We start from the raw sequence: 13284 nt of genomic DNA, 5'->3' as shown, positions 1-13284 counted from the left end.
TCAGTCGCTGGTGGTGATCGGGTCGGCGGAGGAGGGTGCTGCGGCCGGCCCGGGTGTGCCCGCCGCGGTCGGAGCCGGCCCCCCGGCGGGTCCGACCGCGTCGCGGACGAGAGCGAGCGTCCGTGTGCCGTCCAGGTCGGTGAAGATGTCGGGCGGCAGCAGCACCACCGTCGTGCCCCGGGCCGCGGCATCCCGCTCGATGCGCTCCATCGCGTGGGCCAGATGCGGACCGATGAGCACGACATCCGCGGCGTCGAGGTCGATCGGAAGCGACTGCTCGGTGCCGGCGAAGGCGGAATAGGGGAACCCGGCGTCGTGGGCCGCATGGCGCACGCGCTGGGCGACGAAGGTGCTCGACGCACCCGCTCCGCAGACCACGAGGATCCTCATCGACCCGCCTCCATGTGGCCATTCTTGTGAGTTCCCTGGGAGCGGACAACCAGTCCTTCTTCCGGAGGGGCGGAAAGATCGAGCGGATGCGGGCGGCGCGGCTCGCCCGCGTGCGACGCGTGGTTGACTGGCAGAACCCGGGCGCCGAGGCCCGCCGTCGAAGCAAGGACCCCCCCGTGACGAGAGCGCGACAGGACAGGCTGCTCGGCCTGCTCCTGCGCGACGGAGAGTGGGCGACGGCCGCGACCCTCGCCGATGCGCTCGGCGTCACGCCGCGCAGCATCCGCTCGTATGTGACCGCGGTGAACGCGCGCGTCGCACCGGGCACGGCGATCGAATCGGGGTCGCTCGGCTATCGCGCGGGAGCGGATGCGGCGGCTGCACAGCGGACGACGGGGACGGATGCCGGCACCCCGCGCGATCGCCTGCACACCCTCGTGCGCGCACTGCTTGACGACCCCGAGGGCGTCGACACGTTCGAGTTCGCCGACCGGCTGCACGTCAGCCCGGCCACGCTCGACGCCGACCTCGCGCGCGTGCGCGGCCTGCTCGGCGGAACCGAGCTGACCCTCGAGCGCTCCGCGTCCCGCGCGCGGCTGCGCGGCACCGAGATGGCGCAGCGGCGGCTGCTCAGCCGCCTGGCCCATGACGAGATGGACGCCGGATCGTTCGACATCGTCGCCCTGCGCCGCACACTCGGCGAGGATTCCGTGGGTGCGGCTGCCTTCGGGCCGTTCAAGGCCGACCTCGTCGCCGAGCTCGGCGCCCAGGGCTACTTCGTGAACGAGTTCGGGATCGCCGACGTCGTGATGCACATCGCGATCGCCGCCGACCGGGTGTCGCAGGACCGCGGCCTCGAGCGCCCGACGGCCGGATCGAAGCCCGCGCAGGAGGAGGTCGCCGCGCTGCTCGGCCGGCTCGCCGAGAAGCATCTCGGCGTCGAGCTCGGGTCGGGCGACCTGCAGCATCTCGCGACGCTGGTCCTCACGCGCGTCGTCGCGCCCGGGGCCGAGGCGCCGGCGGATCACGCCCGATCACGACTGGACCCCGAGGTCGAGGCGGCGGTGCGCGATGTCGTCGGCACCGCGTCGGCCGAGTTCCTCGTCGACATCGCCCACGAGGACTTCATCCTGCGGCTCGCGCTGCACGTGCAGAACCTGCAGCACCGGGCCCGGGAGCAGGCGTGGTCGCGCAACCCGCTCACCCGGTCGCTCAAGTCGACGTACCCGATGATCTTCGAGGTGGCGGTGTTCATCGCCAGCCGCCTGCAGGAGCGCCTGGGCATCCCGCTGCCCGACGACGAGATCGCCTACATCGCGATGCACGTCGGCGGCCGCCTCGAGCGCAGCCGGCGCGCAGACCAGCTCCTCACCGCGACGATCGTGTGCCCCGGGTACTACGACCTGCACGAGCTGCTGCGGTCGAGCGTCGACCGGTCTCTCGGTCAGGCGATCGAGGTCGTCGGCGTCGAGACCCGCGTCGACCCCGACTGGGCGTCGATCGACACGGACCTTGTCCTCACGACGATCGACCCGGCGGTGCCGGGCGAGCGGATCGTCAAGATCCAGCCGTTCCTCACGGACGCCGACATCGAGCGCGTGCAGGCGGCCGCGGGCCGCATCCGTCGCAGCCGGCGGCTCGCCCGGCTGCGCACCGAGCTCGAGCGGTACTTCGCGCCGTCGGCCTTCGTGCATGGGCTGGGGGAGGCCGGAGGCGAGGAGGCCGTCATCCGTCTCCTCGGCGACGCGCTCATCGCGCAGGGCGTGATCGACGAAGACTATGTCGAGCGCACGATCGAGCGCGAGAAGCTGTCGTCGACCGCGTTCACCGACGCGCTGGCCGTACCCCACGCGCTCGGGATGACCGCGACCCGCACCTCGATCGCCATCGGCATCGCCGACCCTTCGATTCCGTGGGGCGAAGGGCGCGTGCAGGTCGTGGCGCTGGTGGCGTTCTCCGAGACCGACCGCGAGGCGTTCCAGACGGTGTTCGAGCAGTTCGTCGAGGTGTTCTCCGAGCGCGACAGCGTGCAGCGGATCGTCCGGCGCTCCGCCGACTTCGGCGGCTTCCTCGACGAGCTCGTCGCCGTCATCGACGGCTGAGCCGCGGCATCCGCTCGTCGCGGCGCAGCCGTTGCCGCAGGCATCCGCTCGTCTTCCGGGTTGCCCAGAACAGGTGATCTGGCGCACGCAGGACGTTCTGCCGGGAATCGTCCTGTCTCGGCCAGACCTCCTGTTCTGGGCGAAGGCAGGGACGCGAGGGGCGGGGGCGAAGGGCGGGGGGAAGGGCGGGCGCGAGGGCCGGGAGCGAAGGGCGGGCCCGAAGGCCGGGGGCGAAGGCCGCGACGCGAGGGCCGCGGCATGCGTCACCCGCCGCGCAGCCGCTCCTGGAGACCGAGGCGCACCGCGGGCCACTCGGTCGGCAGGATCGAGAAGACCACGGTGTCGCGCAGCGTGCCGTCAGGACCGAGACGGTGATTGCGCAGCACGCCGTCCTGTTTGGCGCCCAGGCGCGCGATCGCCGCGCGCGACTGCCGGTTGTGCCAATGCGTGCGGAACTCGACGGCGATCGCGTCGCACGCCTCGAACGCGTGCCCGAGCAGCAGCAGCTTCGACGCCGTGTTCACGAACGTGCGCTGGGCCTCGAGGCCGATCCATGTGTGGCCGATCTCGACGTGCCGGTTGGCCTGGTCGATGTTGCAGAACGTCGTCTCGCCGATCACGCGGCCGGTGTCGAGCCTGCGCACGGCCCACGCCGTCATGTGCCCCTCGTCCTGCCACCGCAGGCGCTGCGCCACGTCGGCCGCAACCTCGTCCGGCATGGGAACCGACGTGTACCACGCGTGCTCCAGCCTGACCGCCGCGGCGGCGAGGTCCGCGACGTGATCAGCGCTGAGCGGCTCCAGGCGGACGTGGTCGTTCTCGAGCGTGGTCGGCTGCGTGAGGAGCATCCTCCGAGCCTAGGACGCGGGGCGGGATGCCGCGGCTCACGGCTCCTTGGTGTGCATCGCCTCTTCGACCGCGGCCGCGGCCACCGCGGGGTCGCCCCCGGCCACCTGCGACGCAGCGCGTGCCGCCGCGATCGCGCGCTGCCCGGCCGGAAGCCACACGGCGAGCCCGATCACGACGAACGTCAGGATGCCCGCCGCGACCAGCAGCAGCTCGATCGGGAGGACGTCGGCGAGGGGCCCGAAGACGACCATGCCCAATGGCATCGCGACGGCCATGACGATGCCCATGAACCCGAACACGCGCCCCTGCCGCTCGGGCTCGACCGTCTCCTGCAGGAGGGTCATCGACGGCGTCGAGAAGAACGGTACGGCGAGCCCCACGAGGAACATGAAGCCGAAGAAGATCCACACGTTCGGCGCGAGTCCGAGGCCGATCGACAGCACGCCGAACACGAGCGACGAGACGACGATAAGCCCGATCCGGCTGCGCTTGGCGAAGAACGACGCGACGAGGATGCCGCCGAGCATCATGCCGACGCTGAACGCGATCTCGAGCACCGCGAGGTTGACGACGTCCTGTTCGGCCCCCGCGGGGAACGAGCGCACGAGCATGAGCGGCGTGAGGTTCGAGGGTGCCACCGTGAGCACGAAGATGATCGCGAAGACGATCAGCAGCCAGCGCACGAACGCGTGGTGCACGACGTACCGCACGCCGTCGACGAGGTCGGCGAAGTAGCCGGTCTGCACCTCGGACGCCTTGCGCACCGTTCCCACCGAGATGAAGGCGAGGATTCCGATGCCGATCACAGCGGTCGCCACGTCGATGAAGAAGATGGGGATGAGTGACGCCGCGGTGCCGCCCGTCGCCGCTGACGACCATGCATAGATCGCGCCGGCCGCAGCCGGGGCGAGGAGCGCCATCGCCGACTGGATCGACCCGTTCACGCCGTTCACCCGGATCAGGTTGCGCGTGGGCGTGATCTGGGGGAGCAGGGCAGCGACGGCGGGCATCTGAATGCCCGCACCTGCCGAGCGCACCGCCATCACCGCGAACAGCAGCCATACGGCGTCGAATCCGGTCATCATGATGAGGGCCAGCGTGAGCGTCGACAGGGCGATCGCGGCGTCGGCGCCCATGATGAGGTACTTGCGGTTGTGCCGGTCGGCCCACACCCCGCCGAAGATCGACACCACCGCCTGTGGCAGGAACCCGAACAGCGCCGCGAGCATCATGTAGACGCCCGACCGGTACTCGATCGTGAGGTACCAGAACACGGCGTACTGCACGAGCATCGAGCCCAGCAGGCTGATCGTCTGGCCGCTCAGGAACAGGACGACCTTGCGGAGCCAGTGAGGGGGATCGGATGCCTCAGCCGCGGCATCCGCTTCGTACTCGCCGTTCGCCACGGCCATCACCACTCCTCGAGTCAGCGTCGATCCCCCGGCGATAGCATGCACCCGCCGCAAGACGACGCGCTCACGATATATCGCGACCTGCACTCTAGCACGGGGTCCGGACACGCGCGGCCCGCGTCCCGCAGCGCGCGCGGACCCGCGGACGGATCGCCGCTGCGGCCTGCAGCGCGCGCCTCAGGCGCCGAGGTCGTCGAGCAGTCGCCGCGCGCCCGCGGCGAGTGCCGTGATGCGCTCGGCCGCGTCGCCCGACGAGTCTCCGCGCACGTCGAGGTACAGCTTCAGCTTGGGCTCCGTGCCGCTCGGTCGCACGATCACGCGCGATCCGTCGACGAGCCACAGCCGCAGCACATCGCCTCGGGGGAGATCGTCGACTCCCTCGAGCAGGTCGTCGATCCGCTCGACCGCGACGTCGCCGACGGCGGACGGATGCTGGGCACGCAGCGCCGCCATGATGCGGCCGATGGTGGACACGTCGTCGACCCGCACCGAGATCTGGTCGCTGGCGAAGGCGCCGAAGGTCTCGTCGAACTCGGAGAGCAGGTCGGCAAGCGAGGCGCCGCGGCCGCGGGCCTCCGACACCATGCCGAGCATGGCCACCGCGGCGGAGATGCCGTCCTTGTCGCGCACCGTCTCGGGGTTCACGAGGTAGCCGAGCGCTTCCTCGAACCCGAACACGATGCCGGGCGCGCGCGAGATCCACTTGAACCCGGTGAGGGTCGAGTGGAAGTCCAGGCCGTAGTGCCGGGCGACGACCTCGAGCCCGGGAGACGACACCAGCGAGCACGCCAGCGAGGCGCCCTCGGTGGCCCCGGTCTCGGCCGCGAGGCGCGCCGCGCGCCAGCCGAGGAGCAGCCCGATCTGATTGCCGGTAAGCCGGCGCCAGCCGTCGGGGGTGGAGGTGTCGGGCAGCGCGACCGCGAGGCGGTCGGCGTCGGGGTCGTTGGCGATGATCAGTTCGGCGCCGACCTCACGGGCGCGCTCGAAGGCGAGGTCCATCGCGCCGGGCTCCTCGGGGTTCGGGAACGCCACGGTGGGGAACGCGCTGTCGGGCTCGATCTGCGCGGTGACCGGCTCGGGCGCCGGGTATCCGGCCGTCTCGAGGATGCGCGAGAACGTCTCCCAGCCGACGCCGTGCATCGCGGTGTAGACCCACGAGAGACCCGACGCGCCCGCGGGGGCGGGGGCGACGGCGGCGGTCGCCGCGACGTAGTCCTCGACGATCGACTCAGGAGCGATCTCGTACCCGAGGGAGCGGGGCAGGGTGGAGATGTCCCCGAGTTCGGCCACGCGCTCGATGTGCGCGGCGATGTCGGCGTCGGCGGGCGCGACGATCTGCGACCCGTCGTCCGCTCCGCCGAGGTAGACCTTGTAGCCGTTGTCGTTCGGAGGATTGTGGCTCGCGGTGACCATCACGCCGGCGGCGGCGCCGAGGTGGCGCACCGCGTAGGCGAGCACGGGCGTGGGCAGCAGGCGCGGGAGGAGGATGGCGCGAAGCCCGGCCCCGGCGAAGATCTCGGCGGAGTCCTGGGCGAACACGTGCGAGTTGCGTCGCCCGTCGTAGCCGACGACGACCGTGGGGCTCTCGACCTCGCCCGCCCTCTCGCGCACGTACGCCGCCAGACCGGCGGCGGCCTGCGCGACCAGCACGCGGTTCATGCGGTTGCTGCCCGCACCCAGCTCGCCGCGCAGACCCGCCGTGCCGAACGCGAGTCGCGCGCCGAAGCGGTCGTCGAGGTCGGCGGCCGCAGCCGCGTCGCCGGAATCGGCCGCCGCGATCAGCGCGCGCAGCTCGGCGCGGGTCTCGCCGTCCGGGTCCTGCGCGAGCCACGCGCGAGCACGGTCGAGGACCGACGCCCCGTCCGCGGCGCCGGCGGGCACCGATGCGGGCGCGGGCTCCTGGCGGTCCGGTGTGGCCGCCGGGGCCTCCTCGTCGCTCACAGCGCGCCCACCACGCGGGCGAGGAGCGACGAGATCACCGGCTCGGCCTCTCGGCCGGCGTCGATGACTTCCTGGTGGCTGAGCGGCGTGGTCTGGATGCCGGCCGCCATGTTCGTGATGAGCGACATGCCGAGCACCTCCATGCCCGCCTGCCGTGCGGCGATCGCCTCGAGCGCCGTCGACATGCCGACGATGTGCCCGCCGATCGTCTTGGCCATGCGCACTTCCGCGGGTGTCTCGTACTGCGGCCCGCGGAACTGGCAGTACACGCCCTCGTCGAGGGACGGATCGATCGTCCGTGCGAGATCGCGCAGCCGCAGCGAGTAGAGGTCGGTCAGGTCGATGAACGTGGCGCCCTCGAGCGGTGAGTCGCCGGTGAGGTTGATGTGGTCGCTGATGAGCACCGGCGTGCCGGGCTTCCACGTGTGCTTGATGCCGCCGGCGCCGTTGGTGAGCACCATCGTGCGCGCGCCCGTCGCGGCGGCGGTTCGGACGCTGTGGACGACTCTGCGCACACCGTGGCCCTCGTAGTAGTGGGTGCGCGCGCCGATCACCAGCACCCGGCGCCCCTTCGGGGTGACGACGCTGCGCAGGGTGCCGACGTGGCCTTCGAGGGCAGGCCGGGAGAAACCGGTGACCTCGGTCGCGGGGAACGTCGCGGTGGTCTCGCCGATGAGGTCCGCTGCCTTGCCCCAGCCGCTGCCGAGGGTGAGGGCGATGTCGTGCTGCTCGACGCCGGTGATGCGGGCGATGTCGGCCGCTGCGGCGGCTGCGACCTCGAACGGGTCGGCCGCGGGATCGTCGAGGGGATTGCCGGTGGTGTCAGACATGCCGACACTCTAGGAGCGCGGCGGGGGCGAGGGCCAGCCGGGGGCGGCCGCCGGGGTGTCGTGCCGACGCCGTCGCGCGGGAGAGAATGGATGCCATGTCCTTGAGCTTCGAGCGCACCCAGAGCGTCGCGATCATCGGTGGCGGCCCCGGCGGCTACGAAGCGGCGCTGGCCGCCGCCCAGCTCGGAGCCGAGGTGACCGTGGTCGAACGGGCGGGCATCGGCGGGTCGGCGGTGATCACCGACGTCGTTCCGTCGAAGACGCTGATCGCCACCGCCGACGCGGCCGTGGCGATCGCGGGCGCGAGCGACCTCGGCGTGCAGCTGTTCGCCAAGGGCAAGGACGGCAAGCCGCTCAAGCCGGAGATCGCGATCAACCTCGCCGCTGTCAACCGGCGCCTCCTGTCGCTCGCGCGGCAGCAGTCCGACGACATGCGCGCCTCCCTCGCCGAAGCGGGGGTGCGGATCATCTCCGGGCACGGCCGCCTCGAGGGCGAGAACGCCGTCGTCGTCTCGACGGGCGCCGGTGGCACCGACTTCGACCGCATCGAGGCCGACACCCTCCTGGTGTCGACCGGCTCGTCCCCGCGCGAGCTGCCGACGGCGAAGCCGGACGGCGTGCGCATCCTGACGTGGACCCAGCTCTACGACATGAAGGCCATCCCCGAGCACCTGATCGTCGTCGGCTCGGGTGTCACGGGCGCCGAGTTCGCCGGCGCCTACATGAACCTCGGCGCCAAGGTCACGCTCGTCTCGAGCCGCGACCAGGTGCTTCCGGGTGAGGATTCGGATGCCGCGGCCGTGCTCGAACGCGTGTTCAAGCGCGGCGGCATGACGCTGCTGTCGAAGTCGCGTGCCGACAAGGTCGAGAACCTCGGCGACAGCGTACTGGTGACCCTCAGCGACGGACGCACCGTCGAGGGCAGCCACTGCCTCGTCGCGGTCGGCTCGATCCCCAACACCGCGGGAATCGGGCTCGAGCAGGCGGGTGTGCAGATGACCGATTCTGGTCACATCCAGGTCAACCGCGTCGCCCGCACGTCGGTGCCGAACATCTACGCCGCCGGTGACTGCACGACCTTCGTGCCGCTCGCATCGGTCGCGTCGATGCAGGGGCGCACCGCGATCTTCCATGCGCTCGGCGACGTGGTGATCCCACTCGAGCGCCGCCGCATCACCTCGAACATCTTCACCGCCCCCGAGATCGCGACGATCGGCTGGCAGGAGAAGGACATCGCCGAAGGCCTGATCGACGCCGTGGTGCACAAGCTGCCGCTCGCCGCCAATCCGCGCGCGAAGATGATGGGCATCAAGGACGGCTTCGTGAAGCTCATCGCCCGTGAGGGCAGCGGCACCGTGGTGGGCGGCGTCATCGTCGGACCGCGCGCATCCGAACTGATCTACCCGATCGCGATCGCCGTCGAGCGTCGCCTCACGGTCGACCAGGTGTCCCGCGTCTTCGCCGTCTACCCGTCGCTCTCGGGCAGCATCACCGACGCCGCCCGTGCGATGCACGTCGTCGACCACAACGTGTACGGCGGCTGATCGCCGAAGGATCGGGCGGGTCGCCTGAGCAGTCGCGCGCTGACGGTCGATGAGCGGATGCCGCGGCATCCGCTGCCCTTTCGTGCACTCGCGGTCCGCGGGAGCGTGCGCGACTGCAGGTATCGACAGCGCGCGCGCGTTGAACAGTGCGAGCGCTTCGACAGCGCGCGCGCGTTGAACAGTGCGAGCGCTTCGACAGCGCGAGCGCGTCGACGTCGGGCGAGAGGCGTCAGGAGATGGTGAGCAGCTGGTGCCCGGCCGACACGGTCGTGCCGGCATCGGCGTTGATCGCACCGACGGTGCCGTCCTTGTGCGCCTGGATCGGCTGCTCCATCTTCATGGCCTCGAGCACGATGACGAGGTCGCCCTTGACGACCTGCTGGCCCTCCTCGACGGCGACCTTGACGATCGTCGCCTGCATCGGCGCCTTCACGGCGTCTCCCGAGGCGCCCGCGACCACGGTCGGCGCGTGCGACCGGCGCGACGGCGGGACCGCGGCAGGACGCCCCGCGACACCGGGCGCGGCGACCACGCGGTCGGGCAGGCTCACCTCGAGGCGCTTTCCCGCGACCTCGACCACGACCGTGTGGCGGTGCTCGCTGGGCTTCGGGGCCTCGAGCTCGCCGTCCCACGGCGCGATGTCGTTGACGAACTCGGTCTCGATCCAGCGCGTGAAGACGCCGAACTCGCCGTCCTCGGCGGTGAAGGCGGGGTCCCGCACGACCTTGCGGTGGAACGGCAGCACGGTCGGCATGCCCGCGACCTCGAACTCATCGAGTGCGCGGCGGGACCGCTCGAGAGCTTCGGCGCGGTCGCGGCCGGTCACGATGATCTTCGCCAGGAGCGAGTCGAACGAGCCGGAGATGGTGTCGCCGGCGGTGACGCCGGAGTCGAGGCGGATGCCGGGACCGCCGAACGTCTTGAAGACGTGGATCGGTCCGGGCTGGGGGAGGAAGCCGCGACCGGGGTCCTCGCCGTTGATGCGGAACTCGATCGAGTGCCCCTCGGGCGTCGGGTCGCCGTAGCCGAGCTCCTGGCCTTCGGCGAGGCGGAACTGCTCACGCACGAGGTCGATGCCGGTGACCTCCTCCGACACGGGGTGCTCCACCTGCAGACGGGTGTTCACCTCGAGGAAGGAGATGGTGCCGTCGGCGCCGATGAGGAACTCGCACGTTCCCGCGCCGACGTAGCCGACCTCCTTGAGGATGGCCTTCGACGCGTCGTAGAGGGTCTTGTTCTGCTCGTCGGTGAGGAACGGCGCGGGCGCCTCTTCCACGAGCTTCTGGTGGCGGCGCTGCAGCGAGCAGTCGCGCGTCGAGATCACCACGACGTTGCCCGCGGCATCCGCGAGGCACTGCGTCTCGACGTGACGCGGCTTGTCGAGGTACTTCTCGACGAAGCACTCGCCGCGGCCGAAGGCGGTGATCGCCTCGCGGGTGGCGGACTCGAAGAGCTCGGGCACCTCGTCGATCGTGCGGGCGACCTTGAGGCCGCGGCCGCCGCCGCCGTAGGCGGCCTTGATGGCGATGGGGAGGCCCACCTGCTCGGCGAACGCGACGACCTCGTCGGCGCCGGCGACGGGACCCGGGGTGCCGGGGGCGAGCGGCGCGCCCACCTTCTCGGCGACGGCGCGTGCGGTGACCTTGTCGCCGAGCGCCTCGATGGCCTCCGGGCTCGGGCCGATCCAGATCAGCCCGGCGCCGATGACCGCGCGCGCGAAGTCGGCGTTCTCGGCGAGGAAGCCGTACCCGGGATGCACCGCATCGGCGCCCGAGCGGCGGGCGACCGAGAGGATCTTGTCGATCGACAGGTAGGTCTCGGCGCTGGTGGTGCCGTCGAGGGCGTACGCCTCGTCGGCGAGACGGGCGTGCATGGCGTCGCGGTCCTGCTCGGCGTAGACGGCGACGGACGCCTTCCCGGCGTCACGGGCGGCACGGATGACGCGGACGGCGATCTCGCCGCGGTTGGCAACGAGAACCTTGGCGATCTGAGGCATGCGTGCCAGCCTACCCACGCGTCGCGGCCGGGATTTGACTGGTTCGCACAAGAACACTGCCGAAACATGGGACGCCTCCCACAATGACGGTCAGGGCGCGGAATGCAGGTCCCGATCGTTGTCCTCGCCCAGATCGGCGTGCTCGAGAGAGGGGTCCGTCGTGGCCCATAGCGCCGTCCATTCGACGCCCAGCTCGCGCACGAGTCGACGCAGCGTCGAGAGCGACATCCCCACGACCGTCGAGGGGTCGCCCTCCACCCGCGTGATGAACGCGCCGCCGAGGCTGTCGACGGTGAAGGCGCCGGCGACGTGCAGAGGCTCGCCGGACGCGACGTACGCGTCGATCTCGGCGTCCGACAGATCATCTGCGAAGGTGACGGATGCCTCGGCCACGGCGTGCACCTCGCGCGCCGGCTCGCCGGGGACCATGCGCACCACGGCATGGCCGGAGTGCAGCACGCCCGTCTGCCCGCGCATCGCGTGCCAGCGCGCGACCGCGGTGTCGGCCGTGTAGGGCTTGCCGAGCACCTCGCCGCCCAGCTCGAACATCGAGTCGCCGCCGATCACGATGCCGTCGAAGCCCGGGATGTCATCGGCCAGCCGCGCCGCGACGTCGGCGGCCTTGCGGCGCGCCAGCAGGAGAACGTGCTCGTCCGGCGCGAGCGTGCGGCCCTCGGAGGCTTCGACAGCCGCGACGACGGCGTCCTCATCGACGTCGGGGGCGACGGTGAGGGGACGGATGCCGAACTGCTGCAGCAGCATGAGGCGGGCAGGCGAGGTCGAGGCGAGGCACACGCGCATAGGTCCACCGTAGGCTCTCCTTCGTGACCGACTCGACTGGTGACCGCGGCCCGATCCTCGAACTCGAGATCGGAGACGTGGCCCACGGCGGCGTGTTCGTGGCCCGGCACGAGGGGCGCGTGGTGTTCGTGCCCGACGTCCTGCCCGGCGAACGCGTGCTCGCGCGGGTCACCGACGCGAGCAAGAGCTCCTTCTGGCGCGCCGAGGCGATCGAGGTGAGGGATGCCTCGCCGCACCGCCGCCCGCACGTGTGGCGCGAGGCCGACATCGCTGTCGCGCCCGAGAGCCGGCCGGGCGGCGCCGACTTCGGGCACATCGCGCTGGAGTACCAGCGCGAGCTGAAGCTGAAGGTGCTGCGCGACGCGCTGCAGCGATTCGGTGGGATGCCGGACCCCGACGTCTCCATCGCCCCCGCCGGCTCCGGATCCGACGCCGAGAGCGCGGACGGCACCGGGTGGCGCACGCGGGTGAGCCTCCACGTCGACGACGCTGGCCGGATCGGCCCGTACGCCGCCCGCAGCCATCGCGTGATCCCGGTGGGGAGCCTGCCGCTGGCCACCCCCGACGTCGAGCGGATCGCGCTGAGCCTGGCGTCCCCCGAGCCGGGGCGCATCGATCTGGTGCAGCCGGCCGACGGCCGCGTGCGCGTGCTCCCGCGGCCGGAGGCCGAGCGCGGCCGTGGACGCGGCGGACGGAGTCGCGGCGCCGGCGGCACGGGGGGGAGCGGCGGCGGCAAGGGGAGCAGCGGCGGCGCGGGCACGGGCGGTCCTCGCCCGGCGACGCCCGAGGTGGTCGTCGAGCGCGTCGGCGACCGGGAGTTCCGGGTCGACGCCGGCGGTTTCTGGCAGGTGCATCGGCTCGCGGCATCCACCCTCGCATCGACTGTCGGGCAGACGCTGCGCGGGCTCGGCGAGGGCGTCGGGTGGGATGCCGACGCCTGGCACCTCGACCTGTACGGCGGCGTGGGGCTCTTCGCCGCCACGCTGGGCGAGGTCGGCGGCCACGCCACGCGGGTGACGAGCGTGGAGTCCGACCCTCGGGCGACCGAGCACGCCGGCGAGAACCTCGCCGAGTGGGTCGGCGCGCGAGCCGAGACCGGCCGTGTCGACCGCTGGCTGGCCCGGCTCGCCGCCGAGGCGTCCGCCGCCGAGCGCGAGCGGCTCTCGCGCGGCGTCGTGCTGCTCGACCCGCCGCGTGCCGGCGCCGGCCGGGTGGTGGTGGAGTCGGTGGCGTCGCTGTCGCCGGCGGCCGTCGTGTACGTCGCGTGCGATCCGGTGGCCCTGGCCCGCGACCTCGCGACCTTCCGCGAGGCGGGCTACGAGACGACGGGAGCGCAGGCCCTCGACCTGTTCCCGCACTCGCACCACGTCGAGGCTGTGGCGGCTCTCACCCCCGCCGCCGGTCGGCGTTAGGCTGGCG

The 13284-nt window shown here is 71.9% G+C and carries 10 protein-coding genes; 3 read left to right on the top strand and 7 right to left on the bottom strand.

The features are described from left to right. Positions 1 to 390 carry a PTS sugar transporter gene (locus MK786_RS11635; RefSeq protein ID WP_241112400.1) on the bottom strand — a complete coding sequence of 130 codons (390 nt, stop codon included), beginning with the start codon at positions 388 to 390 and terminating at the stop codon, positions 1 to 3. A 176-nt stretch (positions 391 to 566) separates the two neighbouring features. Here MK786_RS11635 and MK786_RS11630 point away from each other — a divergent pair, with 176 nt between their 5' ends. Then, positions 567 to 2492 (top strand): transcription antiterminator, encoded by a 1926-nt coding sequence (locus MK786_RS11630; RefSeq protein WP_241112399.1) that lies wholly within the window; start codon positions 567 to 569, stop codon positions 2490 to 2492. Positions 2493 to 2755: 263 nt separating this feature from the next. Here the strand turns inward: MK786_RS11630 and MK786_RS11625 are convergent, their stop codons facing one another. The 4 genes from MK786_RS11625 to MK786_RS11610 all read right to left on the bottom strand — a co-directional run bounded on the left by MK786_RS11625 (position 2756) and on the right by MK786_RS11610 (position 7524). Next, positions 2756 to 3340, bottom strand: a complete 585-nt coding sequence (locus tag MK786_RS11625; RefSeq protein ID WP_241112398.1) for a GNAT family N-acetyltransferase — start codon at positions 3338 to 3340, stop codon at positions 2756 to 2758. Between the two features lie 36 nt (positions 3341 to 3376). Further along, a complete protein-coding gene (locus tag MK786_RS11620) occupies positions 3377 to 4753 on the bottom strand; it encodes an MFS transporter (RefSeq protein ID WP_241112397.1) in 1377 nt (458 codons plus the stop codon). 177 nt (positions 4754 to 4930) lie between these two features. After that, a complete protein-coding gene (locus MK786_RS11615; RefSeq protein ID WP_241112475.1) occupies positions 4931 to 6634 on the bottom strand; it encodes a phospho-sugar mutase in 1704 nt (567 codons plus the stop codon). A 56-nt stretch (positions 6635 to 6690) separates the two neighbouring features. Then, positions 6691 to 7524 (bottom strand): purine-nucleoside phosphorylase, encoded by an 834-nt coding sequence (locus MK786_RS11610; RefSeq protein WP_241112396.1) that lies wholly within the window; start codon positions 7522 to 7524, stop codon positions 6691 to 6693. Positions 7525 to 7619: 95 nt separating this feature from the next. Between MK786_RS11610 and MK786_RS11605 the strand changes: the two genes are divergently transcribed. After that, positions 7620 to 9068 carry an NAD(P)H-quinone dehydrogenase gene (locus MK786_RS11605; protein ID WP_374200469.1) on the top strand — a complete coding sequence of 483 codons (1449 nt, stop codon included), beginning with the start codon at positions 7620 to 7622 and terminating at the stop codon, positions 9066 to 9068. Positions 9069 to 9297: 229 nt separating this feature from the next. Here the strand turns inward: MK786_RS11605 and MK786_RS11600 are convergent, their stop codons facing one another. Beyond that, the gene (locus MK786_RS11600; RefSeq protein WP_241112394.1) at positions 9298 to 11064 is read right to left on the bottom strand and encodes a biotin carboxylase N-terminal domain-containing protein; all 1767 of its coding nucleotides are present in this window, start codon (positions 11062 to 11064) and stop codon (positions 9298 to 9300) included. A 90-nt stretch (positions 11065 to 11154) separates the two neighbouring features. Continuing rightward, entirely contained in the window at positions 11155 to 11865 is a 711-nt protein-coding gene (locus tag MK786_RS11595) for a Maf family nucleotide pyrophosphatase (RefSeq protein ID WP_241112393.1), read from the bottom strand. Positions 11866 to 11888: 23 nt separating this feature from the next. Between MK786_RS11595 and MK786_RS11590 the strand changes: the two genes are divergently transcribed. Next, positions 11889 to 13277 carry a class I SAM-dependent RNA methyltransferase gene (locus MK786_RS11590; protein WP_241112392.1) on the top strand — a complete coding sequence of 463 codons (1389 nt, stop codon included), beginning with the start codon at positions 11889 to 11891 and terminating at the stop codon, positions 13275 to 13277. Positions 13278 to 13284 lie beyond the last annotated feature (7 nt).

The sequence above is a fragment of the Microbacterium sp. CFH 31415 genome, from assembly GCF_022538185.1.
GTDB lineage: Bacteria > Actinomycetota > Actinomycetes > Actinomycetales > Microbacteriaceae > Microbacterium.
Note: the sequence above shows the minus strand (reverse complement) of the source record. Positions and strands in the feature narration are given on the sequence as shown.

Excerpts from the sequence above, each read along its gene's own strand:
- MK786_RS11635 (WP_241112400.1), bottom strand. The coding sequence starts at position 390 with ATGAGGATCCTCGTGGTCTGCGGAGCGGGTGCGTCGAGCACCTTCGTC.
- MK786_RS11625 (WP_241112398.1), bottom strand. The coding sequence starts at position 3,340 with ATGCTCCTCACGCAGCCGACCACGCTCGAGAACGACCACGTCCGCCTG.
- MK786_RS11610 (WP_241112396.1), bottom strand. The coding sequence starts at position 7,524 with ATGTCTGACACCACCGGCAATCCCCTCGACGATCCCGCGGCCGACCCG.
- MK786_RS11620 (WP_241112397.1), bottom strand. The coding sequence starts at position 4,753 with ATGGCCGTGGCGAACGGCGAGTACGAAGCGGATGCCGCGGCTGAGGCA.
- MK786_RS11605 (WP_374200469.1), top strand. The coding sequence starts at position 7,620 with ATGTCCTTGAGCTTCGAGCGCACCCAGAGCGTCGCGATCATCGGTGGC.
- MK786_RS11595 (WP_241112393.1), bottom strand. The coding sequence starts at position 11,865 with ATGCGCGTGTGCCTCGCCTCGACCTCGCCTGCCCGCCTCATGCTGCTG.
- MK786_RS11600 (WP_241112394.1), bottom strand. The coding sequence starts at position 11,064 with ATGCCTCAGATCGCCAAGGTTCTCGTTGCCAACCGCGGCGAGATCGCC.